The organism is Isoptericola sp. BMS4 (assembly GCF_011634835.1).
In the GTDB taxonomy this organism is placed as follows: Bacteria; Actinomycetota; Actinomycetes; order Actinomycetales; family Cellulomonadaceae; genus Isoptericola.
On the sequence record NZ_SIRP01000001.1, the window covers coordinates 1,292,838 to 1,316,115 of the forward strand.

19 protein-coding genes and 3 tRNA genes are annotated in these 23,278 nt (G+C 75.7%); 17 read left to right on the top strand and 5 right to left on the bottom strand.

What is annotated here, in order from left to right:
* The first annotated feature begins 114 nt into the window (after positions 1 to 114).
* The 3 genes from htpX to EYB28_RS05695 are packed head-to-tail and all read left to right on the top strand — an operon-like array spanning position 115 to position 2,855.
* The gene (gene htpX, locus EYB28_RS05685; protein ID WP_166845584.1) at positions 115 to 1,011 is read left to right on the top strand and encodes a zinc metalloprotease HtpX; all 897 of its coding nucleotides are present in this window, start codon (positions 115 to 117) and stop codon (positions 1,009 to 1,011) included.
* Between the two features lie 36 nt (positions 1,012 to 1,047).
* Positions 1,048 to 1,950: a potassium channel family protein gene (locus tag EYB28_RS05690; protein ID WP_166845586.1), complete on the top strand. Its 903-nt coding sequence runs from the start codon at positions 1,048 to 1,050 to the stop codon at positions 1,948 to 1,950.
* Positions 1,951 to 1,985: 35 nt separating this feature from the next.
* Positions 1,986 to 2,855 (top strand): potassium channel family protein, encoded by an 870-nt coding sequence (locus EYB28_RS05695; protein WP_240930406.1) that lies wholly within the window; start codon positions 1,986 to 1,988, stop codon positions 2,853 to 2,855.
* Here the strand turns inward: EYB28_RS05695 and EYB28_RS05700 are convergent.
* Genes EYB28_RS05700 through rarD form a run of 3 tightly spaced genes read right to left on the bottom strand, consistent with a single transcriptional unit; the run spans position 2,825 to position 5,228 of the window.
* Positions 2,825 to 3,718, bottom strand: coding sequence for an HAD family hydrolase (locus tag EYB28_RS05700; protein WP_166845588.1), 894 nt, complete (start codon positions 3,716 to 3,718; stop codon positions 2,825 to 2,827). The genes EYB28_RS05695 and EYB28_RS05700 overlap by 31 nt on opposite strands.
* A complete protein-coding gene (locus EYB28_RS05705; protein ID WP_166845590.1) occupies positions 3,715 to 4,209 on the bottom strand; it encodes a YajQ family cyclic di-GMP-binding protein in 495 nt (164 codons plus the stop codon). The genes EYB28_RS05700 and EYB28_RS05705 overlap by 4 nt, the downstream gene beginning before the upstream one ends.
* Positions 4,182 to 5,228 carry an EamA family transporter RarD gene (gene rarD / locus EYB28_RS05710; protein ID WP_240930407.1) on the bottom strand — a complete coding sequence of 349 codons (1,047 nt, stop codon included), beginning with the start codon at positions 5,226 to 5,228 and terminating at the stop codon, positions 4,182 to 4,184. Before rarD ends, EYB28_RS05705 begins: the two co-directional genes overlap by 28 nt.
* A 135-nt stretch (positions 5,229 to 5,363) precedes the next feature.
* Here rarD and EYB28_RS05715 point away from each other — a divergent pair.
* From EYB28_RS05715 to EYB28_RS05745, 7 genes are all read left to right on the top strand, one after another.
* Positions 5,364 to 5,445: transfer RNA gene (locus EYB28_RS05715), tRNA-Tyr, on the top strand.
* A 131-nt stretch (positions 5,446 to 5,576) separates the two neighbouring features.
* Positions 5,577 to 5,649 (top strand) — tRNA-Thr (locus EYB28_RS05720).
* A 65-nt stretch (positions 5,650 to 5,714) separates the two neighbouring features.
* A tRNA-Met gene (locus tag EYB28_RS05725) sits at positions 5,715 to 5,788 on the top strand.
* A gap of 90 nt (positions 5,789 to 5,878) precedes the next feature.
* Positions 5,879 to 6,049, top strand: coding sequence for a 50S ribosomal protein L33 (gene rpmG, locus EYB28_RS05730; protein ID WP_012877381.1), 171 nt, complete (start codon positions 5,879 to 5,881; stop codon positions 6,047 to 6,049).
* A 76-nt stretch (positions 6,050 to 6,125) separates the two neighbouring features.
* Positions 6,126 to 6,587, top strand: coding sequence for a MaoC family dehydratase N-terminal domain-containing protein (locus tag EYB28_RS05735; RefSeq protein WP_166845592.1), 462 nt, complete (start codon positions 6,126 to 6,128; stop codon positions 6,585 to 6,587).
* The gene (locus tag EYB28_RS05740; protein ID WP_166845594.1) at positions 6,584 to 7,009 is read left to right on the top strand and encodes a MaoC family dehydratase; all 426 of its coding nucleotides are present in this window, start codon (positions 6,584 to 6,586) and stop codon (positions 7,007 to 7,009) included. The genes EYB28_RS05735 and EYB28_RS05740 overlap by 4 nt, the downstream gene beginning before the upstream one ends.
* Before the next feature lie 152 nt (positions 7,010 to 7,161).
* On the top strand, positions 7,162 to 9,378 hold the full coding sequence (locus EYB28_RS05745) for an N-acetylmuramoyl-L-alanine amidase (protein ID WP_166845596.1): 2,217 nt from the start codon (positions 7,162 to 7,164) through the stop codon (positions 9,376 to 9,378).
* A gap of 161 nt (positions 9,379 to 9,539) precedes the next feature.
* Here the strand turns inward: EYB28_RS05745 and EYB28_RS05750 are convergent, their stop codons facing one another.
* Positions 9,540 to 10,874: a C39 family peptidase gene (locus tag EYB28_RS05750; RefSeq protein ID WP_240930408.1), complete on the bottom strand. Its 1,335-nt coding sequence runs from the start codon at positions 10,872 to 10,874 to the stop codon at positions 9,540 to 9,542.
* Positions 10,875 to 11,127: 253 nt separating this feature from the next.
* On the opposite strand from EYB28_RS05750, the gene EYB28_RS05755 reads away from it, so the two are divergent.
* Genes EYB28_RS05755 through EYB28_RS05775 form a run of 5 tightly spaced genes read left to right on the top strand, consistent with a single transcriptional unit; the run spans position 11,128 to position 19,388 of the window.
* Positions 11,128 to 12,732, top strand: coding sequence for a pyridoxal-dependent decarboxylase (locus tag EYB28_RS05755; protein ID WP_166845598.1), 1,605 nt, complete (start codon positions 11,128 to 11,130; stop codon positions 12,730 to 12,732).
* Positions 12,729 to 14,120 carry a lysine N(6)-hydroxylase/L-ornithine N(5)-oxygenase family protein gene (locus EYB28_RS05760; protein WP_166845600.1) on the top strand — a complete coding sequence of 464 codons (1,392 nt, stop codon included), beginning with the start codon at positions 12,729 to 12,731 and terminating at the stop codon, positions 14,118 to 14,120. The genes EYB28_RS05755 and EYB28_RS05760 overlap by 4 nt, the downstream gene beginning before the upstream one ends.
* On the top strand, positions 14,117 to 16,582 hold the full coding sequence (locus EYB28_RS05765) for a GNAT family N-acetyltransferase (protein ID WP_166845602.1): 2,466 nt from the start codon (positions 14,117 to 14,119) through the stop codon (positions 16,580 to 16,582). Before EYB28_RS05760 ends, EYB28_RS05765 begins: the two co-directional genes overlap by 4 nt.
* Complete coding sequence (locus EYB28_RS05770) at positions 16,579 to 18,756, top strand: penicillin acylase family protein (protein ID WP_205710851.1); 2,178 nt, start codon at positions 16,579 to 16,581, stop codon at positions 18,754 to 18,756. The genes EYB28_RS05765 and EYB28_RS05770 overlap by 4 nt, the downstream gene beginning before the upstream one ends.
* Complete coding sequence (locus EYB28_RS05775; protein WP_166845604.1) at positions 18,753 to 19,388, top strand: GNAT family N-acetyltransferase; 636 nt, start codon at positions 18,753 to 18,755, stop codon at positions 19,386 to 19,388. Before EYB28_RS05770 ends, EYB28_RS05775 begins: the two co-directional genes overlap by 4 nt.
* A 7-nt stretch (positions 19,389 to 19,395) precedes the next feature.
* On the opposite strand, the gene EYB28_RS05780 is transcribed toward EYB28_RS05775, so the two are convergent.
* Positions 19,396 to 20,484: a LacI family DNA-binding transcriptional regulator gene (locus EYB28_RS05780; protein WP_166845606.1), complete on the bottom strand. Its 1,089-nt coding sequence runs from the start codon at positions 20,482 to 20,484 to the stop codon at positions 19,396 to 19,398.
* A gap of 149 nt (positions 20,485 to 20,633) precedes the next feature.
* Between EYB28_RS05780 and EYB28_RS05785 the strand changes: the two genes are divergently transcribed.
* Positions 20,634 to 21,944, top strand: coding sequence for an MFS transporter (locus EYB28_RS05785; protein WP_240930409.1), 1,311 nt, complete (start codon positions 20,634 to 20,636; stop codon positions 21,942 to 21,944).
* Positions 21,941 to 23,203: a UDP-N-acetylmuramate dehydrogenase gene (locus EYB28_RS05790; protein WP_166845607.1), complete on the top strand. Its 1,263-nt coding sequence runs from the start codon at positions 21,941 to 21,943 to the stop codon at positions 23,201 to 23,203. The genes EYB28_RS05785 and EYB28_RS05790 overlap by 4 nt, the downstream gene beginning before the upstream one ends.
* Positions 23,204 to 23,278 lie beyond the last annotated feature (75 nt).

The following is a 23,278-nucleotide window of genomic DNA, read 5'->3' on the forward strand; positions in this document are numbered from 1 at the left end:
GGCCTCGCGCCGCGCCGGGCCCGCACGGGAACCCGTCGGGCGGCCGGAGCGTTCCCTGCGTAGGACTCGCCGGCGTCTGCCCGGCGGGCGGTACGGAAGGAGACGGCAGGGCACATGGGCGGCCATCACCACTTCAACGGCCTCAAGACGGTCGTCCTCTTCGGCGTCATGTGGGCCGTCGTGCTCGGCCTGTGGGCCCTGTTCTTCCGCGGCAGCCAGAGCATGCTGTTCCTCTTCACCGCGGTCGGCCTCGTCATGACGTTCGTCGGGTACTGGAACTCCGACAAGATCGCCATCCGCGCGATGCACGCCTACCCCGTGACCGAGCTCGAGGCGCCGGAGATGTACCGGATCGTCCGCGAGCTGTCGACGGCGGCCCGGCAGCCGATGCCGCGGCTGTACATCTCGCCCACCCAGGCGCCGAACGCCTTCGCGACCGGGCGCAACCCCAAGAACGCCGCCGTCTGCTGCACCGAGGGGATCCTGCGGCTGCTGGACGAGCGCGAGCTGCGCGGGGTGCTCGGGCACGAGCTGATGCACGTGTACAACCGCGACATCCTCACCTCCTCGGTCGCGTCGGCGATGGCCGGCGTGATCACGTCCCTGGCGCAGTTCCTGCTGTTCTTCGGCGGCGGCGACAGGCGCGAGGGCGGCAACCCGCTCGCCGCGCTCGCCATGGCCTTCCTGGCGCCCGTCGCGGCGATGCTCATCCAGATGGCGATCTCGCGCACCCGTGAGTACGACGCGGACGAGGACGGCGCCAAGCTCACCGGCGACCCGATGGCGCTGGCCTCGGCGCTGCGCAAGCTGGAGTCGGGGACGGCGAAGGCGCCGCTGCCGCAGACCCGCGAGCTGCAGAACGTCTCCCACCTCATGCTCGCCAACCCGTTCCGCGGCGCGGGCATGGCGAAGCTGTTCTCCACCCACCCGCCGATGGCCGAGCGGATCAAGCGCCTGGAGGGCATGGCGGGCGGCACGGGCTTCGGCGAGGGCGGCATCACCCGCTACTGACCGGTACGCCCGGCCGGGTGGCTACCCTGGCTGGCGATGACCTCGACGCAGCGCCCGCCCGACGTCCTGCCCGACGACGCGCCCGACGACCTGGGCCGAGCCCGTCCCGGTGACCGGAAGGAGTCCGCCGGCGGGGCGCCGGACCCCGAGCACCGCCTGCGCCGCTGGGAGCGCGCCGTGGAGTGGCCGCTCGTGGGGGTGGCCGCGCTCTTCCTGGTCGCCTACGCCGTGCCCGTGGTGATGCCGGACGCGTCCGTGGGGCTGCGCCGTGCCTGCGCCTGGATGATGTGGGCCACCTGGGGCGCGTTCGTGGTCGACTACGCCGCGCGGCTGGCGCTGACCTCCCGGCGGTGGCACTTCGTGTGGACGCACCCGCTGGACCTGGCGGTGCTGGCCCTGCCCCTGCTGCGCCCCCTGCGCCTCGTCCTGCTCGTCTCGGCTCTCCTGCGGCTCAAGCGGGCGGGATCGCGGCACCTGCGCGGCGAGGTGGTGACGTTCGCGGCGGCCGGCACGGCCCTGCTCGTGCTGACGGGCGCGCTCGCCATCACGCAGGCGGAGCGTGGCGCGCCGGGGTCGTCGATCGCGAACCTGGGCGACGGCTTCTGGTGGGCGATGGTGACGATGTCGACGGTGGGGTACGGCGACATGTACCCGGTCACCGTCGTCGGCCGGGTCGTCGCCGTCGGCATGATGCTCGGCGGCATCGCGCTGCTCGGCGTCGTCACCGCGACCCTGGCGTCGTGGCTCGTGGAGCAGGTCGACGCCACGACCGAGGCCGAGCACCACGCGACGCGCGGGCAGGTCGAGGAGATGCGTGCCGAGATGCGCGCGGAGCTGCGGGCGATGCGGGCGGCGCTCGCGGACGCCGCGGCCCGGGTCACGGACCACGACGCTGCGGTCACGAACCGTGCCGACGACGGGTCACCCCCGCGTCGCTGAGCGCGGCGATGAGCCTTCTGGCAGGCTGACCAGCGATGTCCTCGATGCCCCCCGCGGTCCCGCCGGCCGGAGGGTCCGACGCCGCGAAGCCCGGCGCGGACCCCGGCGGGACGCGCCTGCGTCGCTGGCAGGCTGCCACCGAGTGGCCGCTCACCGCGGTTGCGCTCCTCTTTCTCGTCGCCTACGGCGTGCCGATCGCTTTCCCCGGTGTCGGCCCAGCGGCCCGGGCCGCGTGCGCCGGCGTGCTGGCGCTCACCTGGGCGGTCTTCGTCGCGGACTACGTCGTGCGTGTCTTCCTGGCCCCGCACTCGTGGCGCTACGTGCGCCGGCACCCCCTCGAGCTGGCGGTCGTCGTGGTGCCCGTGCTGCGGCCGCTGCTGCTGATCTCGGTGGTGGCCCGCCTCAACCAGGCCCGCCGGATGCGGCTGCGGGGCAAGGTGGTGCGCTTCGCCGCGACGGGCACGGCGCTGCTGGTGCTCGTCGGCGCGCTCGTCGTCACGCAGGCGGAGCGCCGCTCGCCGGAGGCGAACATCACGGACGTCGGCGAGGGGCTCTGGTGGGCGATGGTCACGATCGCCACCGTGGGGTACGGCGACTACACGCCCGTGACGCCGCTGGGCCGGGTCGTCGCCGTCGGCATGATGCTGGGCGGCGTGGCGCTGCTCGGCGTCGTGACCGCGACGCTGTCCTCCTGGCTCGTCGAGCGGGTCGCCGCGGCCCCCGGCCCGGGCGCCGGCGGACCTGACGCGGGCTCCGCGGGAGCGGCAGAGGTGCCGGTCGGCGGCGTGGTGACGCCGGCGCAGGTCGCCCTGCTCATGGGCGAGGTCGAGGCGCTCCGGGCGGAGCTCGCCGAGGCGCGCCGCCGCGCCGAGGATCAGCGGGCGGACCCCGCGGACGAGGACTGACCGGGCGCCGTCGCCCCGGCGAGCGCGGCCTCGAGCGCGGCCGCCACGCCGTCGTCGTCGTTGCCGCCGACGACGGCGTCCGCGCACCCCAGCACGTCCGGGTGGGCGTTGGCGACGGCGTGCCCGCGACCGGCCCAGCGCAGCATGGGCAGGTCGTTGGGCATGTCGCCGAACGCCCACACGTCGGCGGCGGCGATGCCGAGCCTGTCGCACCAGCGCGCGAGCGCGACGTCCTTCGTGACGCCGGGCGCGAGCAGCTCGGCGAGCCCCGCCGCGCCGGAGAAGTGCAGCTGGGCGCGGTCGCCGACGGCGTCCCGGACCCGTGCGAAGAAGGCGTCCTGCGCGGCGTCGACGACGTGGCCGCGCTGCACCACGCCGAACCCCTCGGCCGGCGTCCCCGGGCGGACGGCGAGCAGCTTGGTGACCGGGCCGTCGTCGCCCAGGGCCTCCTCGAGCGGCGCGGCGCGCAGCCCGGCGGGCAGCCCCGGCTCGCCGTCGGGGAACCACGGGTCGAAGGCGGGGCCGTCGGGGCGCTCGGCCGCCAGCGCGACGCCGGGCACGGCGGACCGCAGGGCGGCGACCAGGCCACCGACGACGTCGTCGGCGAACCCGTGCACCTCGAGCGCCCGGCCCTGGGCGAGGTCCCAGACGGCCGCGCCGCCCAGGCAGATCACCCGGCCGTGCCCGCCGACGCAGTGCGACAGGGTGTCGAGCCAGCGCGGCGGGCGGGCGGTCACGAACACGACCTCGACGCCTGCCGTCTCGGCCGTCGCCAGCGCGCGCCGCGTCCGCGGCGACACCGTGCCGTCCGAGCGCAGCAGCGTGCCGTCGAGGTCGGTCGCGACGAGCCGCGGGAGGGTCACCGGTAGTTGACGAACTGCAGGGCGACGTCCAGGTCGGCGGACTTGAGCGTCGCGATGACGGACTGCAGGTCGTCGCGGGACTTGCTGGTCACGCGTACCTCGTCCCCGGTGATCTGCGTCTTGACCCCCTTGGGGCCCTCGTCGCGGATCACCTTGGTGATCTTCTTGGCGTTCTCTCCCGACAGGCCCTCCTTGAGGGAGGCGGCCAGGCGGTACTCCTTGCCGGAGGCCTGCGGCTCGCCCTCGCCGGTGTCGATCGCCTTGAGCGAGACGCCGCGCTTGATGAGCTTGGACTGGAAGACGTCGAGGATCGCGTTCACGCGCTCGGCGGAGTTGGCCACCATCACGATGGTCTCGCCGCTCCAGGCGATGGAGGCGCCGACGCCGCGGAAGTCGTAGCGCTGGGAGATCTCCTTGGCCGCCTGGTTGAGGGCGTTGTCGACCTCCTGACGGTCGACCTTGCTCACGATGTCGAAGGACGAGTCGGCCACTGGTGCTCCTCGGGGTCGGGGTGGGTCGGGCTCTCGGTTCCTACCGTAGTCGGCGAGCGCCGGCGGGATGCGCCGGTCGTGACGCCCGGTGCCGGACCGCGTGCGGCCAGGCGGACCGCGTGGGCCCGCCGCGTGCCGTCGACGGTGAGCAGCACGAGCGCGGCCCACACGAGGACGAAGCCCGCCCACCGGGCCGGGGGCATGTGCTCGTCGAAGACGAGCAGCCCGACGAGGAGCTGCAGCGCCGGGTTGAGGTACTGCAGCATCCCCACGACGGTCAGCGGCAGCCGGCGAGCGGCCCCGGAGAACAGCAGCAGCGGCAGGCCGGTGACGACGCCGGACGCGGCGAGCAGCAGGGCGTGGCCGACCCCCGCCGTGGTGAACGTGCCGGCGCCCGTGGCGCCGAGCCAGACGAGGTAGCCCAGAGCGAGCGGGGTGGCGACCGCGGTCTCGGCGGCCAGGCCCGGCAGGGCCGCGACGTCGCGGCCGACGCGGTTCTTCACCAGGGAGTACAGCCCGAACGCGCCGGCCAGCACGAGGGCGATCCACGGAACCCCGCCGGTCCCGGCCGACGAGCCCGCGGTGATGACGACGACGGCGGCCGCGCCGAGGCCCAGCGCCACCCACTGGGCGGCCCGCAGGCGCTCGCGCAGGACGACGACGCCGAGCAGCGCGGTGAGCAGCGGGGTGACGAAGTAGCCGAGCGCGGCGTCGAGCACGTGGCCGGACTGCACCGCGTACACGTAGGTGACCCAGTTGACGACGATGAGGGCGGACGCGACGGCGATGACGCCCAGCCGCCGGGGGCTGCGCAGCACGGCGGCCAACGACCCCAGCGTGCGGGTGGCGGCGAGGAGCACGAGGAGGAAGACCAGCGACCACACGACGCGGTGGGCGATGATCTCGACGGGGCCGGCCGGCTCGAGGAGCGAGAAGAACAGGGGCATGGCGCCCCAGAGGACGAACGCCGACAGGCCGAGCGGAAGCCCCCGGCGGTCGGGTGTCGAGGGGGTCGTCACGGCCTCACTGTAGGTGGCGCCCGTGGGCCGGTGCCCGGCGCGGGCCGTGCGTGAGATGGGCCACGGCCAGCGGATTTCCACCCACGGCCCGAGACCGCTATGGTTGTCTCCGCGAGTTCGTCCGCGAGCTCGCTCGGCAGGTTACCCTAGCGGCCAAAGGGATCTGACTGTAAATCAGACGGCTCAGCCTTCGGGGGTTCGAATCCCTCACCTGCCACCGCGACGGACGAGGCGTCACCCGCGTGTGACACCTCGTCCGACGTCTGGGGAAGGCCCTGACGGTGACGCGAGGCGCGAGATCCTGCGGATTTCACGTGACGCACCAAGCCGTGTAGAGTTTTCCCCGCTGCCCCGATAGCTCAGTCGGCAGAGCGTCTCCATGGTAAGGAGAAGGTCAAGGGTTCGATTCCCTTTCGGGGCTCTGTGATTCGACGCGGGGCCGCCCACCGGAATGCCGGGCGGGTGGTCCCGCGTTCTGTCACGCGCGGCGGGGTAGCTCAGCTGGTCAGAGCGCACGACTCATAATCGTGAGGTCGCGGGTTCGAGCCCCGCCCTCGCTACCGACACCATCACGGTTCGACGGCCGGCGTCGGACCGACCTGTTCCTTGACGCACGTTGCGCCTTCCGGGGGCGCGAGAGGTGACACACCATGGCTGCCAAGAGCGCTGACGTCCGCCCGAAGATCACGCTCGCCTGCGTGGACTGCAAGGAGCGGAACTACATCACGAAGAAGAACCGTCGGAACGACCCCGACCGGCTCGAGCTGGCGAAGTTCTGCCCGCGCTGCGGCAAGCACACCGCGCACCGCGAGACCCGCTGACGACCCGGTCGCAGACCGCTCTCACGCACCGACGCCCGCGTCGAGCTCGATCCCAGCCCGGAGGCTCGTAGACGAGATGGCCAACGCCGACTTCGCCGGCCGGGAGTACCCGGAGACCACGCCCTACGGCGTGGGCCGCGAGAAGCTCCGCGAGTTCGCCGTGGCCGTCGGTGCCACCCACCCCGCGCACCACGACCTCGTGGCGGCGCGGGGTGTCGGCTATCCGGACCTCGTCGCGCCGCCCACGTTCGCCGTCGTCGTGGCGCAGCGGGCGGAGTCGCAGTACGTCCAGGACCCGGAGGCGGGGATCGACTTCTCGCGCGTCGTGCACGCCGACGAGAAGTTCGTCCACCACCGCCCGATCGTCGCCGGCGACGAGCTCGTGACCGTCCTGCACGTGGACTCGGTGACCGAGCGGGCGGGGATCGCCATGGTGACCACGCGCTGCGAGGTCGCCGCCGTGACCGCGGGCGACGGCCGGGAGCCCGTCGCCACCGTCACCTCCAGCCTCGTGATCCGTGGGGAGGACGCCCGATGAGCGCGCGCCCCGCCCTCGCCGAGCTCGCCGTCGGCGACGTCGTCGGCACCCGCACGATCGAGCTGGACCGTGCCGCCCTCGTCCGCTATGCCGGCGCCAGCGGCGACCTCAACCCGATCCACTGGGACGAGCGCTTCGCCGCCGCGGTCGGGCTGCCCGGGGTGATCGCCCACGGGATGCTCACGATGGGTTCGGTCGTCGGCGTGGTTGCCGACTGGGCCGGCGACCCGGGGGCGGTCGTCTCCTACCAGACGCGGTTCACGAAGCCGGTCCCCGTGCCCCCCGAGGGCACGGCCGCCGTCGAGGTCAGCGCCGCCGTCGGCGCGGTCGACGCCGAGGCCGGCACCGTCCGCGTGGACCTCACGGTCACTCACGACGGCGTCAAGGTGCTGGGCCGCGCCCAGGCCGTCGTCCGTCTCTGAGGCGCTTCGCGCGCTCCTCCTCGCCGTCCTGCGGGCCCTCCTCGCTCGTCTCAGGGCGAAGAATTTCTCACATGCCCCTGGCATGAAAGTGGATTTCACGGTTCGATGTCGGTGCACGACGACGTGCACCGTCTTCTGAAGGAGCGCTCACCGTGAGATCTGTACGACGACGCACCACCGGGCTGGCCGTGGCCGGCCTCCTCGTCCCTCTGGCCGCCGCGCCGGCCCTCGCCGCCGCCGGGAGCCCCGCCGGCACCGGCCCCGCGACGGGCGCCGACGTCGCCTGCGAGGCCGTCCTGGCGGCCGACGACCGCGAGGGGCAGTTCGCCGCGGCGAGCGAGGCGACCGGCGTCCCCACCGACCTGCTCAAGGCCGTGTCCTACATGGAGTCCCGCTGGGACCAGCACGCCGGGGTGCCCAGCACCGACGGCGGGTACGGCGTGTTCAACCTGCTCGACCGGGCGCCGGACGTGCCGGACGGCGCCGGGAAGGGCGGCGGCGCGCGCGAGCGCGTCTCGGAGCTCGACCGCGCCGCCGCGCTGACCGGGCTGGACCCGGCACGGGTCAAGTCCGACGCGGGCGCCAACGTGTGCGCCGGCGCCGCCCTGCTCGCCGACCACCAGTCCGCGGCCGGGCGGTCCGTGGACGCGCCCCTGGCACGCTGGGACGCCGCCGTCGCGCGGATGAGCGACGTCACCGACTTCGCCGACCGCGTCCGGGCCACCCTCCGCGAGGGGGAGCGGCGTACCACCGACGACGGCGGGACCGTCGCGCTGGCGGCCCGGCCCGGCGTCGCGGCGCCGCGGGCCGCCACGCGCGCCGCGAGCGACCCCGAGGCGGACTGCCCGCCGGACCTGGGGTGCGAGTGGATGCCGGCCCCGTACGAGAAGGACAGCCCCGACCTGCCGGACGGCACGGGGAGCTACGGCAACCACGACCAGGCGGACCGCACGGGCGAGGGCGGGCCGTCGATCGACTACATCATCATCCACGACACGGAGACGTCGTACGACGGCACCGTGCGGCTGGTCACCGACCCGACGTACCTCGCGTGGAACTACACGCTGCGCTCGTCCGACGGGCACATCGCGAACCACCTCGAGGCGGACGACGTCGGCTGGCACGCGGGCAACTGGTACATGAACATGCACTCGATCGGCCTGGAGCACGAGGGCTGGGCCGGCAGCGCCGGCTGGTTCACGGAGGCGATGTACCAGACCTCGGCCGAGCTCGTCGCGTACCTGGCCGACAAGTACGACGTCCCCGTCGACCGGGCGCACATCATCGGGCACGACCAGGTGCCCGGCATCCTGCCCGGCTACACGAAGAACGTGCACTGGGACCCGGGCCCGTACTGGGACTGGGACCACTACATGGAGCTGGTCGGCGCCCCGGCCGGCGGTGGTCTGACCCCGACGACGGACGTCCACGACGGCGACGTCGTCGAGGTCGTCGCCGGGTACGACGCGAACCCGGTCACCGGGTGCGAGGTGGCCTCGCCTGGCTCGGAGCCGTGCGTCGAGGGCGCGGGGACGAACTTCGTCCTGGCCTACCAGGAGCCGTCGCTGGACGCCCCGTACGCGCGCGACCCGGGCTGGAAGCCGGGCGGCGCCGACGGCACGACGTACGCGAGCGACGTCAGCGCCCGGGTGACGTCGGGGCACAAGCTCGTCGTCGAGGAGGTCCGTGGCGACTGGCTCGGTGTCTGGTGGGCCGGGTCCCTGGTGTGGCTCCACAACCCCGCCGAGCGGCCCGTCGTCGTGCCGAGCACCGGGCAGACGGTGACGGTGACCGGCGACGAGGCGGCCGGCGTCTACGGGCGGGCCTACCCGGAGGAGGCGGCGTACGAGCCCTACCCGGGCATCCCGGTGCAGGCGGTCGTGCCGATCGAGTACACGATCGGCACCGATCAGACGTACGTGGTGTCCGACGCCGACGTGTCCACGGACTACTACCGGGCGACGACGTTCGACGGCTCGGGGCCCGGCGACCGCACCGACGTGCGCGGCGAGCGGGAGTACTACCAGCTCTGGTACGCGCACAAGCAGGTGTTCGCCATGGCGGACGAGCTGGCGCTGCACGACCCCGTCGTGGCCGAGGTCTCCGGGCCACGGGTCGTCGGTCAGGCGCACCTCGGCCGGGTCCTGCGCGCCGAGGCGGGCGACTACCTGCCGGCGTCGGGTGACGTCGAGATCGCCGTGCAGTGGCTCCGCGACGGCGAGCCCGTCGCCGGGGCGACGGGGGAGCGGTACCGGGTGACCGGCCGCGACCGTGGCGCCGAGCTGTCGGTGCGGGTGACGGTCTCGGCCGAGGGCTACACCTCGGCGACCTTCACCTCCGCCCCGACGGGTCCCGTCACCCACCGCTGACGGCGGGCCGGTTCGCCGCACGCCGCGGCGGCCGGGAGTGACGCAGGAGAGGTCCTTGTCGCGAGGCTGGTGGGCCTGGCGGGAGCCGCGAGGGACGAGCGGCGGACGGCGCGCCTCGCGACAAGGACCTCTCCTGCGTCACGTCACCGATGCCCCGCCCCTCACCAGTTCGGCGTGGCCCCGGCGACGTTGCCGGGCAGCTTCACGTCGTGCGGGTGGATGACGTAGGCGAGGCCGTCGGTGGACGTCTGCCACACCCGCTCGAAGTTCTCGCGCGTGTACACGTTGCGCACGCCGTCGTTCGTGGCCTTGTTGGGGTCGTTGATCACGGGGTCGCCGTCGGCGGTGAACCCGACGATCGTCACCAGGTGGCCGTCGGTGCCGTAGCCGGCCTCGGGCATCTCGGACTCGTCGAAGTTGACGGAGACGACCAGCGGGATGCCGGCGTCGACGAACCGCTCGGCCTCGGCGAGGGAGCGCAGGCGGGTGACGAACGACTCGAGGCCGAACCGGTGGGCGTACGCGACGTTGAACGCCCAGTTCCCCGCGCCCTCGTACGTGTAGTCCCACGCGTTGATCGCGGCGTAGGCGACCTGCGGGTCCCCGTTCGGGGCGACGATGTCGGTCAGCTCCGACTCCGGTACCTGGTACCGCTTGCCGTAGGAGTCCTGGATCATCGTGGTCGACGTCGGGGAGCACCACACCTGGCCGCCGCCGCCGAACTCGGGGTACTCGCCGATGTGGACGAGCTGGGAGTAGCCGGGGACGTCGAGCTCGACGTGCCGGCCGAGGGTGAAGTCGCTGGTGCCCGTGTACCGCGACGACGGCAGGTACTCGTTCGTCATCGTGCTCACCCCGGCGAGCCGCGGCGTCGCGTCGGACCCGGCGGGCCGGTGCAGCGTGACGCGGGTCTGGAACGCCTCGGGCTCGTGGCCGGTCTTGGCGACGAACGTGTCGGTGAACAGGTAGGCGTCGTCGTCGCTCTGCCCGTCGACGGACGTGCGGTGGATGTCGCCGACGGAGCCGTCGGCGGGCTCGAAGTCGGTCCCCGACGCCCAGCGGCCCATGACGAACCACGTCGTCCACGCGCCGTCGGCCTGGCGGCCGCGGAACTCGACCTCGACCCAGGTGCCCGTGGGGGTGGTGGCGTTCCACGACGTGACGGACTCGTCGATCGCGTACCCGGTCTCGACGACGGGCGACGTCCAGGTGCCGGTCTCGTACGCGACGGCGCTCCCGTCGCCGAACGGGTCGGTGTAGTCGGTCGTGGGGCCGCCGGCGTCGCGCACGACGAGGGTGCCGCCGGCGCCGGGGCGCAGGTTCTCCCACTCCCCGGCGCGCAGGTCGGCGACGCCGTCCCAGTGCGTCGTGGTGATCTTGGCGCCGGACGGCGGACCGTCCGGCGCGCTCTCCGCCGCCGCGGGTACGGCGACCGCTCCCGCCGCCAGTGCCGCCGTCGTCGCCATCGTCCAGCTCCTCCGCAGGATCGTGCTCATCGGTCCCTCCCGGGGACGGTCGCGGCGGGCGGGTCCCGCCGGCCATGGCGCCAACTTTCGCAGAACAGGTGATCTATGTCACTGGTTTCCGCACAGCCCGCGCGCCCGCCCGGGGTGTGGCGCGCCTCTCACGACCGGTGTCCCGGATGGCGGACGCGCCGATTGCATTGCCGATAAGGCGACCCTAAGTTAGGCAAGGCTGACCTCAAGGAGCACCGGGTCGGCCTCGCCTACCCCGAGGAGCCATCGGACGATGCCCACGCACCTGCCCGTCGACGCCACGACGCTCGACGCCCCGGCAGCACCCCCGGGCCGCGCGCTGCTGCGCGGCGCCACCGCGGCCGACTACGCCGCTGCCCTGCACGCCGTCGTCGACGACGTGGCCGCCCGCGTGGAGGGCGCCCAGCAGCCGTTCGCCGGCGCCGGCCGGGCGGAGCTGCAGGCGCTCGTGGACGCGGTCGACCTCGACCGGGACCCCGTCGGGACGGGCGCGGCGCTGCGGGAGACGGCTGACCTGTACGCCACGCACGCCGTCTGGTTCCACCACCCCGCGTACGCCGCGCACCTCAACTGCCCGGTCGCCCTGCCGGCGGTCGGCGCGGAGGCGATGCTCGCGGCGATCAACACCTCCGTCGACACCTACGACCAGTCGACGGTCGCGACCCTCATGGAGCAGCGGCTCGTCGCGTGGACCGCGGCGCGCATCGGCTTCCCGGAAGGGGACGGGGTGTTCACCTCCGGCGGCACCCAGTCCAACCTGCAGGCGCTCCACCTGGCCCGCGAACGGGCCCTCACCGGCGCCGACGGCGCCCGGCTCCGCGGCGCCGAGCGGCGCGCGCGGCTCGCCCGGCTGCGCGTCCTCGCGACCGCCTCGAGCCACTTCAGCGTCGCGAAGTCGGCCCTGCTGCTCGGCCTCGACGACGACGCCGTGGTGGCGGTCGCCACGGACGACGAGGGCCGGATGGACCCCGACGCCCTGGCGACGGCGCTGGCCACCACGGTCCGGGGCGGTGACGTCGTGATGGCCGTCGTGGCCACCGCCGGCACCACCGACCGGGGCTGCCTCGACCCGGTCGCCGCGGTCGCCGACCTCTGTGACGCCGCCGGGGCCTGGCTGCACGTGGACGCCGCGTACGGGGGCGGGCTGCTCGTCTCGGCCCGCCGCCGCCGGATGCTCGCCGGGATCGAGCGGGCCCGCAGCGTCACGGTCGACTTCCACAAGACGTTCTTCCAGCCCGTGTCGTGCAGCGCGCTCCTCGTGCGCGAGCGGGCCGACCTGGCCCGCACCTCCTGGCACGCGGACTACCTCAACCCGGCGCGCGAGGGCGGGGAGCCCAACCCGGACGTCAACCTCGTCGACCGGTCACTGCAGACCACGCGCCGGTTCGACGCGCTCAAGCTCTGGGCGACGCTGCGCGCCGTCGGCCCCGACGGGATCGGCGCGATGGTCGACGCCGTCTGCGACCTCGCCGCCGCGGTCCACGCCGACCTGGACGGCGACCCCGAGCTCAGGGTCCTGGCGCCCACGGACCTGTCCACGGTGCTCTTCCGCTACCAGCCCGAGGGCGTCGACGACGCGGTCGCCGACGCCCTCGTGCCGCGGGTGCGCCGCGTCCTGTTCGACTCCGGCCGTGCCCTCGTCGCCAAGACCGTGGTCGACGGCCGGCCGTGCCTCAAGCTCACCCTGCTCAACCCGGACGCCACGCTCGACGACGTCCGCGGCGTCCTCGACCTCGTCCGGTCGGCCGCGCACGGGCTGCTCGCCGGCCAGGAGCTCCTCGACACCGGCACGCCGCCGTGCCGCGACGCCCACCCGCGGCTGGACCGCGCCGGCGACGCGGGGGAGGCCGCCCGATGACCCGCACCCACGACGTCGTCGGCGTCGGCATCGGCCCGTTCAACCTGGGGCTCGCGGCGCTCGCCGACCCGCTCGACGACGTCGACGCCGTCTTCCTCGACCAGCGCCCGGGCTTCTCCTGGCACCCCGGCATGATGCTCGACGGCGCCACCATCCAGGTGCCGTTCCTCGCCGACCTGGTGACGATGGCCGACCCCACGTCCCCCTACTCGTTCCTCGCCTTCCTCAAGGACGTCGGGCGGCTGTACCCGTTCTACGTCCGCGAGTCGTTCTACCCGCTGCGCTCCGAGTACGACCAGTACTGCCGGTGGGTCGCCGACCGCCTCGGCACCCTGCGCTGGGGCCGCCGCGTCGTCGGCGTCGAGCGCGCGCCCGGGTCCGACGACCTGCTCGTCACCGCGGAGGTCGGCGCCGGGTCCACGGCGACGCCCCGGACGGAGACGTACCGAGCGAGGCACGTGGTCCTCGGCGTCGGCACCGCCCCGCGGCTGCCCGCGCCGCTGGCGGCGCTCGCGGCCGACGCGCCCGCCGGTGCCGGGCCCGTCGTGCACACCGCGGACTACCTGCCGCACCGCGACGCCCTGCGGGCGAGCGGGTCGGTGACCGTCGTCGGCTCCGGCCAGTCGGCGGCCGAGGTGTACCGCGACCTGGTCGAGGGCGCCGGCGCCGACACGTACCGGGTGGACTGGGTGACGCGCTCGCCGCGGTTCTTCCCCATGGAGTACACCAAGCTCACCCTGGAGATGACCTCGCCGGAGTACACCGACCACTACCGGTCGCTGCCCGGCGAGCTGCGCGACCTGCTCGGCCGCGAGCAGCGCGCGCTGTCCAAGGGCATCAGCGGCGACCTGGTGGACGAGATCTACGACACCCTGTACCGGCGCACCGCCGTCGGCGCGGAGCTGCCCACCACGCTCCTCACGGACACGGAGGTGGTCGCCGCCCGTACCGAGGCCGGCGGCCCCGACGGGGACGGCGAGCACGTGCTCACCCTGCGCCACGGCCAGACCGGGCAGGTCGCGGAGCACCGCACCCGCGCCGTCGTCGCCGCCACCGGGTACGCCGGGCCGGGCGTCCCCGGCTTCCTCGCCCCCGGGCTCGCGCGCGTCGACGCCCGCGGCCGGCTCGACGTCGCGCGCGACTACACCGTCGACGACGCGGGCCGCCTGCACGTCGTCGGCACCGAGGAGCACACCCACGGGGTGACGGCGCCGGACCTCGGCTTCGGCGCCTGGCGCAACTCCGTGGTCCTCGCGGCCGTCACCGGCCGCGAGCCCTACCCGGTCGAGCGCCGCATCGCGTTCCAGACCTTCGGGCTGCCCGACGGCGCGCCGCCGCCCGACACCGCCCGCCCCGCCGTCGACGTCCCCACGGAGGCCACCCGATGACCGCACCGACCACCGACCTGCCCGCCCCCGCCGCCGTCGCGGCGCCGGGCGCGGGAACCGTCGCGCTGGAGCCGTTCGACCCCGCCGACCCGCAGGCCGTGGCGACGCTCCACGCCTGGCTCGCGCACCCGGCGTCGGCGTTCTGGCGCATGGGCGACCTCACCGCGGACCAGGTCCGCGACCACGTGGCGCAGGTGGCCGACGACCCCGCCCAGCAGGCCTGGCTGGGGCGCCTCGACGGGCACCCCGTCTGCTACGTCGAGACGTACGACCCGGCCCGCGTGCTGCTCGTCGGCGTGCACGACGCCGAGCCCGGGGACGTGGGCATGCACCTGCTGGTCGCGCCCCCGCCCGCCGACCCGGCGGACCGCCGCCACGGCCTCACCGACGCCGCCATGGGCGCCGTCGTGCGGTTCTGCCTCGCCCCGGAGCGCGACGGCGGCCTGGGCGGCGCCCGCGTCGTCGTCGAGCCCGACGTCGTGAACCGGGCCGTCGCCGCCAAGAACGCCGCGGCCGGGTTCCGCGTGCTGCGCGAGGTGGTCCTGCCCGAGGGCGACGGCACCAAGACGGCGGCCCTGAGCGTCTGCACCCGCCAGGACCACGCCGCCTCCCCGCTCGGGCCGGGCGTCGAGGCCGCCTCCCACCTGCGCCCGGACCTGGCCGAGCACGCCCACCGGCACCTGGCGGCCAAGGCGCTCGGCGAGCTCGCCCACGAGCGGCTGTACCGGCCCGAGCCGGACCCCGACGCCGGCACCGGCCGGTACGTCCTCGCGCTCGACCATGCCACCTACCGCTTCGCGGCGCGCACGTACGCCCTGGAGCACTGGGTGGTGGACCCGGCGTCGGTCACGCGCACCGCCGCCGGCACCGCGCGCGCCCTGCCGGTCGACGCGCTGGAGCTGGTCGCCGACCTGCGGCCGCTGCTGGACGTCCCCGACGACCTGCTCGCGACCTACCTCGAGGAGCTCTCGTGCACGCTGGCGGCCGGCATGGCCAAGCGTCAGCGGGAGCTGGACGGCGCCTCGCCGGACGTCCCCGGCCTCGTGGCGGCCCTCGCCGCGCCGGCCGGCACCGGTCCGGAGGAGGGCGACGCCCGCCGCGACGCGCTCCGACGAGCCGACGCCCTCCAGGCGGCCGAGGCCGCCATGACCGAGGGTCACCCGTCGTTCCTCGCCAACAACGGTCGGATCGGCTTCTCGCTCGACGACTACCGCGCGTACGCGCCGGAGCGGGGCGGTCGCCTGCGGCTGCGGTGGCTGGCGGCGCGCCGCGAGCACACCCACCTCGCGGTCGGGGAGGGGCTCGACGAGCGCGCGCTGTACGACGCCGAGATGTCCGGCGCCGAGCGGGCGGCGTTCGCGGACCGGCTCGCCGCCCGCGGCCTCGACCCCGCCGACTACCTGTACCTGCCCGTGCACCCGTGGCAGTGGCAGCACCGCGTCCCCGTGACGTTCGCCGCCGACGTCGCCCGCGGCGACCTGGTCCTTCTCGGCCCGGGCGCGGACGAGTACCAGCCCCAGCAGTCGATCCGCACCCTGTTCAACCGCACCCGCCCCGAGCGGCACTACGTCAAGACGGCGCTCGCCATCCAGAACATGGGCTTTCTGCGCGGCCTGTCCCCGGCGTACATGCGCGACACCCCCGCGGTGAACGACTGGGTCGCCGGCGTGGTCGGGTCCGACGCCACGCTGCGCGCCGCCGGGTTCGGCGTCCTGCGCGAGCGGGCGGCGATCGGGTACACCGGCGACGTCTACCACCGCACGCCGCATCCGAACGCGCACCGCAAGATGCTCGCGGCCCTGTGGCGCGAGTCCCCGCTGCCGCGCACCGCGCCCGGCGAGCGCCTCGTGACGATGGCGGCGCTGCTGCACCGGGACGCCTCCGGTGCGGCGCTCGCGACCGCGCTCGTGCGCGCGTCCGGGGTGCCCGCCGAGGCGTGGCTGCGCGCCTACCTCGACGCCTACCTGTACCCGCTGGTGCACTGCCTGCGGGCGCACGACCTGGCGTTCATGCCGCACGGGGAGAACCTCGTCCTCGTGCTGCGCGAGGGCGTCGTGCGCCGCGCGATCATGAAGGACGTCGGCGAGGAGGTCGCCGTCCTCGGCGAGCGCGCCCTGCCGACCGGCGTCGAGCGGGTGCGCGCCGTCGTCGACGACGCGGAGAAGGCGCTCACGATCTTCACCGACGTGTTCGACGGCGTGCTGCGCCACCTCGCCGGGATCCTCGCCGGCGACGGGGTGCTGCCCGAGGCCCGGTTCTGGGCGCTGGTGGCCGAGACCCTCGACCGCCACCACGACGAGCACCCCGGCCTCGACTCCGGGGTGGACCTGCGGGCGCCGCGCTTCGCGCACTCGTGCCTCAACCGGCTGCAGCTGCGCAACACGCTGCAGATGGTCGACCTCGCCGACCAGTCGTCCTCCCTGCTGTTCGCGGGGACGCTCGCGAACCCGGCGGCCCGGTGACCGGACCCGCGGCGCGGTTCGCGCTGTTCCGCGACTCCTGGGGCGTGCCGCACGTGCGCGCCGCCACGGAGCGGGACGTCGCCTACGGCCAGGGCTACGTCACGGCCCTGGACCGCGGGTGGCAGGTCGAGGTCGACCGCTGGCGGGCCGAGGGGCGGCTGGCCGCGCGGTTCGGGCCCGCCGGCCTGGAGTGGGACCGCTTCGCGGTGCGCCTCCGCCTCGCCGACACGGCGCGTCGCGTCTACGCGGCGCTGGCCCCGCCCGAGCGGGCGTGGCTCGACGCGTACGCCGCCGGCACGAGCGCGGGCCTGGCCGCCGGCGGGCGGGACGTGCCCGAGCGGCAGGCGCTCGCCCGCGCGGCCGGCGGCGCGCCCCTGCCCGCCGACGAGCCGTGGCCCGGCTGGGCGCCGATCGGCGTGTTCTGCGTGAACCAGCTGCTGTTCGGGTCCTGGCCCCACGTGCTGTGGCGCGAGCACGTGGCGAGCACGCTCGGCCCGACGGTGCCCGCCGTGGCGCTGGCGGGCCCCGACGGCGGGCCGTCGGCGGGGTCCAACGCGTGGGCGGTGCACGGCTCGCGCACGGCCTCCGGGGCGCCGCTGCTCGCCGGCGACCCGCACCGGCTGCTCGAGCTCCCGGGCGTCTACCAGCAGGTGCGCCTCGCCTGCGACGCCCCCGGCGACGACGGGTTCGACGTCGTGGGGCTCGCGTTCCCCGGGGTGCCGGGGGTGGCCCACTTCGGGCACGCCGTCACCCCGGGCGGGTCCGTCGCCTGGGGCGTCACCAACGCCGTCGCGCACGGCACCGAGGTCGTCGACGAGGAGGACGCCCCGGCCGCGGACCGCTCGGCGGGCTCCGAGACCGTGCCCGTGCGGGGCGCCGCGCCGGTCCAGGTGAGGTGGGAGGAGACGCCGCGCGGCCCGCTCCTCACCGACCGGCACGCGCTGCGCTGGCCGGTGCGCGCCGACGCCGACGCGGGCGTGCCGGCCTGGCGCGGCCTCCAGCGGGTGCGCACGGCGCACGACGTCGCCGCCGTGCTCTCGACGTGGGTGGACCCGGTGAACCGGGTGCTCGCCGCCGACTCCACCGGCACGGTGCTCCGCCTCACCGCCGGCCGCGTCCCCGACGTCCCGCCCGCCGGGCGCGCCCTGCCCGTCCCGCCGGCCGCGGCCGCCGCCCGTGGCCGCCGGGACCTGCCCGCGCCGGAGCACGTCACGGCGGGCGTCGCCGTCGACGCGAACGAGCGGCCCGACCGTCCCGGCCACGACCTCGGGTACGCCTACGCCGCCCCCCACCGCGCGGCGCGCATCCGCGCCCTGCTGGCCGACGCCCCCGCCGGGGGAGAGACGCCCGCCGCCCAGCGCCGGGTGCACGCCGACACGCACGACGCGGGCGCCGCCGCCCTCGTCGGCCTGCTCGACGGCACCCGCGACCCCACGGCCGACCGGCTGCGCGCCTGGGTCGCCGGCGGCGCCCGCATGGACCCCGGATCCCGCGACGCCGCCCTGTTCGCCCGGTGGCGTGCCGCGCTCGTGCGCCGGACGGCCGCCCACCCGGTTCTCGCGCCGCTGCACCGGCCCCACGGGCTGCCCGACCTGCTCGCCCCCTGGCTCGACGCCACCGCCCGGGTGGGCGACGTGCTCACCCGGCTCCTCGCCACCGGGGCACCCCGCGCGGCGGGCGGCGCCGTGGTCGACCCGCCCGCCCTGGCGGCCGCGGCGCTCGCGGACGCCCGCCTCCCGGAGGACGACGGGACCTGGGGTGACGCGACCTGGGGCGACGCGACCTGGGGCGAGCTGCACGTCCTCGCGCCGGCGCACGCCCTCGCCGAGGTCGCCGCCGTCGACCCCGCCGTCCGGCCCGGCGACGTCCCCGGCGTGCCGGCGGGCTCACGGGCACCGCTCGGCGGGTCCGTGGACACCGTGCGGTGCACCCCCGACGTGCCCGGCGTCACCCACGCCGCCTCCCGCGGCTCCGTCGCGCGCTGGGTCTGGGACCTGTCCGACCGGCGCGCCAGCCGGTGGGGCGTCCCGTTCGGGGCGAGCGGCGACCCGCGCTCGCCCCACTTCGCCGACCAGCACGCCACCTGGGCGCAGGGCGGCACCGTCCCGATCGAGACCGACTGGGCGCGGCTGCGCCCCGTCCCCCTGCCCCTCGAACCCCTGGAGGACCCATGACCGACGACCCGGCCCGAGTGCGGCTGCGCACCGGCGCGCGCGGCCAGGAGGTGTGGCGCACGCAGGACGGCGCCGGCGGCACCGTCGCCGCGCACGTGCTCGACCCCGTCGCCGACCTCGACGTGCTGCACGCCTGGGTCACCCGCCCGGAGGGGAGGTTCTGGGGGCTCGGGGACCTCACGCCCGCCGAGCTCCGCGAGACGTACGAGTTCGTCGACACGCTGCCCACCCACCACGCCTACCTCGTGCGGTGGGACGGCGAGCCCGTCGCGCTGGTGCAGCTCTACCACCCCGAGGACGACCCGCTCGCGGCCGCGTACGAGGCGGCGCCGGGCGACGTCGGCGTCCACTTCTTCAAGGGGGCGCCCACCGCGCCCTGGGCCGTCCTCGGCCCCGCGATGCTGGAGCTCGCCTTCGCGGAGCCGGGCGCGGAGCGCCTGGTCGCCGAGCCGGACGCGCGCAACCGCGCGATCCTCGTCCGGATGCGCGCCCTCGGGTTCGCCGAGGCGGGCACGGTACGCCTCGACCTGCCGCACGGCCCGAAGACGGCCCGGCTCGCGTTCTGCACGCGGGAGCGCGCCCGCGCCGTGGTCGAGCGGGCGCGCGGGCCGGAGGCGCCGGCGGTGCGGTAGCCGACGCTCAGCCCGCGGGCGCGGGGCCCGTCGTCGTGCCCGGCACGAGGGTGACGTCGAGGGTCGTGGTCGTCGGCTCCTCGCCCGCCAGGGCGGCGAGCACGGCGTGCCCGAGCGCCGCCCCCTTCGCCCGCAGCGGCTGGTGCACGCTCGTGAGGACGTCGGGGGAGAGCCACGGCAGGTCGAGACCGTCGAACCCGGCGATCGAGACGTCCTCCGGCACGCGCAGGCCGAGCTCGCGCGCCGCGATGACGGCGCCCGCGGCGAGCAGGTCGGAGTGCGCCACGACCGCCGTCGGACGCTCCGCGGCGGGCACCCACGTGCCCAGGATCTCCGTGGCGGCGTCGCGGCCGTGCTCCACGAGCGACGCCGGCGTCTCCCACGAGATGACCGGCTCGACGACGTCGCGCACCCCGGCGCTGCGGTGCCGCGCGGGCGTGAACTCGACCTGCGCCAAGCGGGCCGCGTCGACCGGCCCGGAGCGCTCTCCCGCCCCGAACGGGAGCGTGATCTCCGCGATGCGCGTGTGCCCCAGCTCGCGCAGGTGACGGACCGCGTCGGCGGTCCCCGCGCGGTCGGTCAGGTCGACGAGGGCGGCGCCCTCGACGGCCCGCCCCTCGCCGATGACGACGGGGACGCCGCGGCGCTGCAGGGCGTCGAGCGTCGGGTCGGCGCCGACCACGCCCCACACGAGCACGGCCACGTCCATGGCGGCACTGTCGACGAGCGGGTCGACCACCGCGGGCTCCGTGTCGTGGCGCGGCACCCCGGGGATGAGCAGGACGCCGAGCCCCCGCGCGCCGAGCACCTCGACGAGACCGTCGAGGACCTTGACCGCCACCGGGTCGCGGAACGCCCGGCCGGGCTGGTTGCCGAGGACGACCCCGACGATGCCGGACCGGCCGGAGCGCAGCTGGCGGCCGAGAGGGTTGGGGCCGGTGTAGCCGAGCTCGGCCGCGGCGGCGAGCACCTTGTCCCGCGTCTCGGCCGTGATGGGCCCGGCGCCGGAGAACGCCAGCGACGCGGTGGACACCGAGACGCCCGCGAGCTCGGCGACCCGCGCCAGGGTGGGGCGGGTACCGGGGGTGCGACCCATGCGGTTCCTTCCGGTCGTACGAGGGGTGTCGGCCGGGAGCCCGTGGTCCGTTCCCGCGCCGCTGAGGTCGGGCCGCCAGCCTACCCGGGCGACGCGCCGTGCTCGAATCGATTTGACTCCGGGCGGGGCGCCGACGGACCGTTCTCGTCGTGAGCTCCGTGCCCCCCGCAGGCCCCGCCTCCCGCCCCGCCCCGCCGCGGCACGCCGTGCGTGCCGCCTGGGCGGTCTCGGCGGTCTTCGTCGTCGCCGGGGTCGGCACCGCCACCTGGGCGGCCCGCATCCCCGCCGTGCGCGACGGGCTCGGCTTCTCCGAGGCGCAGATGGGCGTGCTGCTGCTCACCGGCGCGGTCGGCTCGATGGTCGCCCTGCCGCTGTCCGGGATGATCGCGTCCCGCATCGGGGCGGGCGTCACCTGCGTGGCGTTCGCCGCCCTGCACCTCGTCGGGTACGGGGGCGCCGCCCTCGCCGTCGGCGCGGACCAGCCGATGCTCGTGCGCCTGGGCCTCTTCGTCGGCGGCATGGGCATCGGTGTGTGGGACGCGGCGATGAACCTCGAGGGCGCGGTCGTCGAGCAGCGCCTCGGCCGGTCGGTCATGCCGCGGTTCCACGCCGCGTTCTCCCTGGGCACGGTCGGGGGAGCGGGGCTCGCGGCGCTCGCGGTGCACGCCGGGCTGTCCCTGCCCGTGCACCTGCTCGCCGTCCTCGCCGCCGACCTGCTCGTCGTCGCCGCCGCGGTCCGCTTCTTCGAGCCGGCCGGCCGGGACGCCCCGGCGGCGGACGCCGGCAGACCGGACGGGGCGCGCGACGACACGGCCGCCGACCCGGCGACGGCCGTCGAGCCGGCCCCCGGCCACTCGTGGCGCGACACCCTCGCCACCTGGCGCGAGTCGCGGACCCTGCTCATCGGGCTCGTGGTCCTGGCCGCGGCGCTCACCGAGGGCGCCGCCAACGACTGGGTAGGCCTCGCCGTCGTCGACGGCTTCGGCGCCGGGGAGGCCGCGGGGGCGATCGGCCTCGCCGTGTTCCTCTGCGCGATGACCCTCACGAGGCTCGCCGGCACGGCCCTCATCGACCGCCTCGGGCGGGTGGCCGTGCTGCGGCTCTCGGGCGCCGCGGCGCTCGTCGGCGTCGGGCTGTTCGCCCTGTCGCCCGTGCTGTGGGTGGCCCTCGTCGGGGTCGGGATCTGGGGCGCCGGCGCCGCGCTCGGCTTCCCGCTGGGCATGTCCGCCGCGTCCGACGACCCGCGTCGTGCCGCGCTGCGCGTCTCCGTGGTCTCGACCGTCGGGTACTCGGCGTTCTTCGTCGGGCCGGCGCTCATCGGCTTCCTCGCCGAGCACGTCGGCTACCGCGACGCGCTGCTGGTCCTCGCGCTGCCCGTCGCCGTCGGTCTGGCCGTCGCGGGGGCGGCGCGGCCGCTGCGTCCGGCCGGCGGACCGGCCCCGCGTACGCTGGACGCGTGAGCCTGCCAGCAGCCAGCACCTCGTCCACGACCGCCCCCGGCGGCCCCGGCGCCGCGCCGTCGGCGCCGGCCGAGCCGACGCTCGCCGACCTCACGACCCTGCGCGTGGGCGGCCCCGTCGGGACGTACGTGGAGGCCGGGACCGAGGCCGAGCTCATCGACGCCGTGCGCGCCGCCGACGACGCCGGCCGGCCCCTGCTGGTGGTCGGCGGAGGGTCCAACCTCCTCGTCGCCGACGAGGGCTTCGACGGCGTCGTCGTGCACGACGTGCGCCAGGGGCTGGACGCCGACCTGGAGGACTCCTGCGGCACCGACGGCGCGTGCGGCGGCGCGAGCCTGTCCCTGCCGGCGGGGCAGGACTGGGACGCGTTCGTCGCCGAGGCCGTCGCGAACGAGTGGGTCGGGGTCGAGGCGCTGTCCGGCATCCCGGGCACCGTCGGCGCCGCGCCCGTGCAGAACATCGGCGCCTACGGCCAGGAGGTGGCCGGCGTCGTCTCCTCCGTGGTCACCTGGGACCGCGCCACCGGAGGCCGGAGGACCTTCACCCTCAGCGAGCTCGGCTTCGGGTACCGCACGTCGCTGCTCAAGCGGTCGATGCGCTCCGGCTCGGCCGGCCCCGACGGCGCCGCCGACCCGGGGGCGCCCTGGTACCCGACGCCGCGCTACGTCGTGCTGACGGTGAACCTGCAGATGCGTCTCGGCAGCCTGTCCGCGCCGGTCGGGTACGCCGAGCTGGCGCGGCGCCTCGGCGTCGAGGTCGGGCAGCGGGCGCCCTCGGCGGACGTGCGCGCCGCCGTGCTGGAGCTCCGGGGCGGCAAGGGGATGCTGCTCGAGGGCGTCGGCCAGGACGGTCGCCGGGCGCCGGACCACGACCGGTGGTCGGCCGGCTCGTTCTTCACCAACCCCGTGCTGCCCGTCGAGCGGGCGGGCGGGCTGCCCGCCGACGCGCCCCGCTTCCCGGTGCGCTCCGCGACGCCGGAGTCCACCACGGGTCCGAGCCTCGGCGTCGTCGACCCCGCGCTCGTCAAGACGAGCGCGGCGTGGCTCATCGAGCACGCCGGCTTCACCAAGGGCTTCGGGCTGGCGGGGGAGCACAGCCCCGCACGGCTGTCGACCCGGCACACGCTGGCCCTGACCAACCGCGGCGGCGCGACGGCGGCCGACCTCGTCGCCCTCGCCCGCGCCGTGCGCGACGGCGTGCGCGAGGAGTTCGACGTCGAGCTGGAGCCCGAGCCCGTGCTGGTCGGCACCGCCCTCTGATCCGCCCCGGCAACCGCTGTGGGTACGAAGATGGCGTGGGACCGGGCCCGGTCCCACGCCATCTTCGTACCCACA

Coding starts and splice junctions, on each gene's coding strand:
- htpX (WP_166845584.1), top strand. CDS start 115: ATGGGCGGCCATCACCACTTCAACGGCCTCAAGACGGTCGTCCTCTTC.
- EYB28_RS05690 (WP_166845586.1), top strand. CDS start 1,048: ATGACCTCGACGCAGCGCCCGCCCGACGTCCTGCCCGACGACGCGCCC.
- EYB28_RS05695 (WP_240930406.1), top strand. CDS start 1,986: ATGTCCTCGATGCCCCCCGCGGTCCCGCCGGCCGGAGGGTCCGACGCC.
- rpmG (WP_012877381.1), top strand. CDS start 5,879: ATGGCTGCCAAGAGCGCTGACGTCCGCCCGAAGATCACGCTCGCCTGC.
- EYB28_RS05735 (WP_166845592.1), top strand. CDS start 6,126: ATGGCCAACGCCGACTTCGCCGGCCGGGAGTACCCGGAGACCACGCCC.
- EYB28_RS05740 (WP_166845594.1), top strand. CDS start 6,584: ATGAGCGCGCGCCCCGCCCTCGCCGAGCTCGCCGTCGGCGACGTCGTC.
- EYB28_RS05750 (WP_240930408.1), bottom strand. CDS start 10,874: ATGAGCACGATCCTGCGGAGGAGCTGGACGATGGCGACGACGGCGGCA.
- EYB28_RS05755 (WP_166845598.1), top strand. CDS start 11,128: ATGCCCACGCACCTGCCCGTCGACGCCACGACGCTCGACGCCCCGGCA.
- EYB28_RS05760 (WP_166845600.1), top strand. CDS start 12,729: ATGACCCGCACCCACGACGTCGTCGGCGTCGGCATCGGCCCGTTCAAC.
- EYB28_RS05765 (WP_166845602.1), top strand. CDS start 14,117: ATGACCGCACCGACCACCGACCTGCCCGCCCCCGCCGCCGTCGCGGCG.
- EYB28_RS05775 (WP_166845604.1), top strand. CDS start 18,753: ATGACCGACGACCCGGCCCGAGTGCGGCTGCGCACCGGCGCGCGCGGC.
- EYB28_RS05780 (WP_166845606.1), bottom strand. CDS start 20,484: ATGGGTCGCACCCCCGGTACCCGCCCCACCCTGGCGCGGGTCGCCGAG.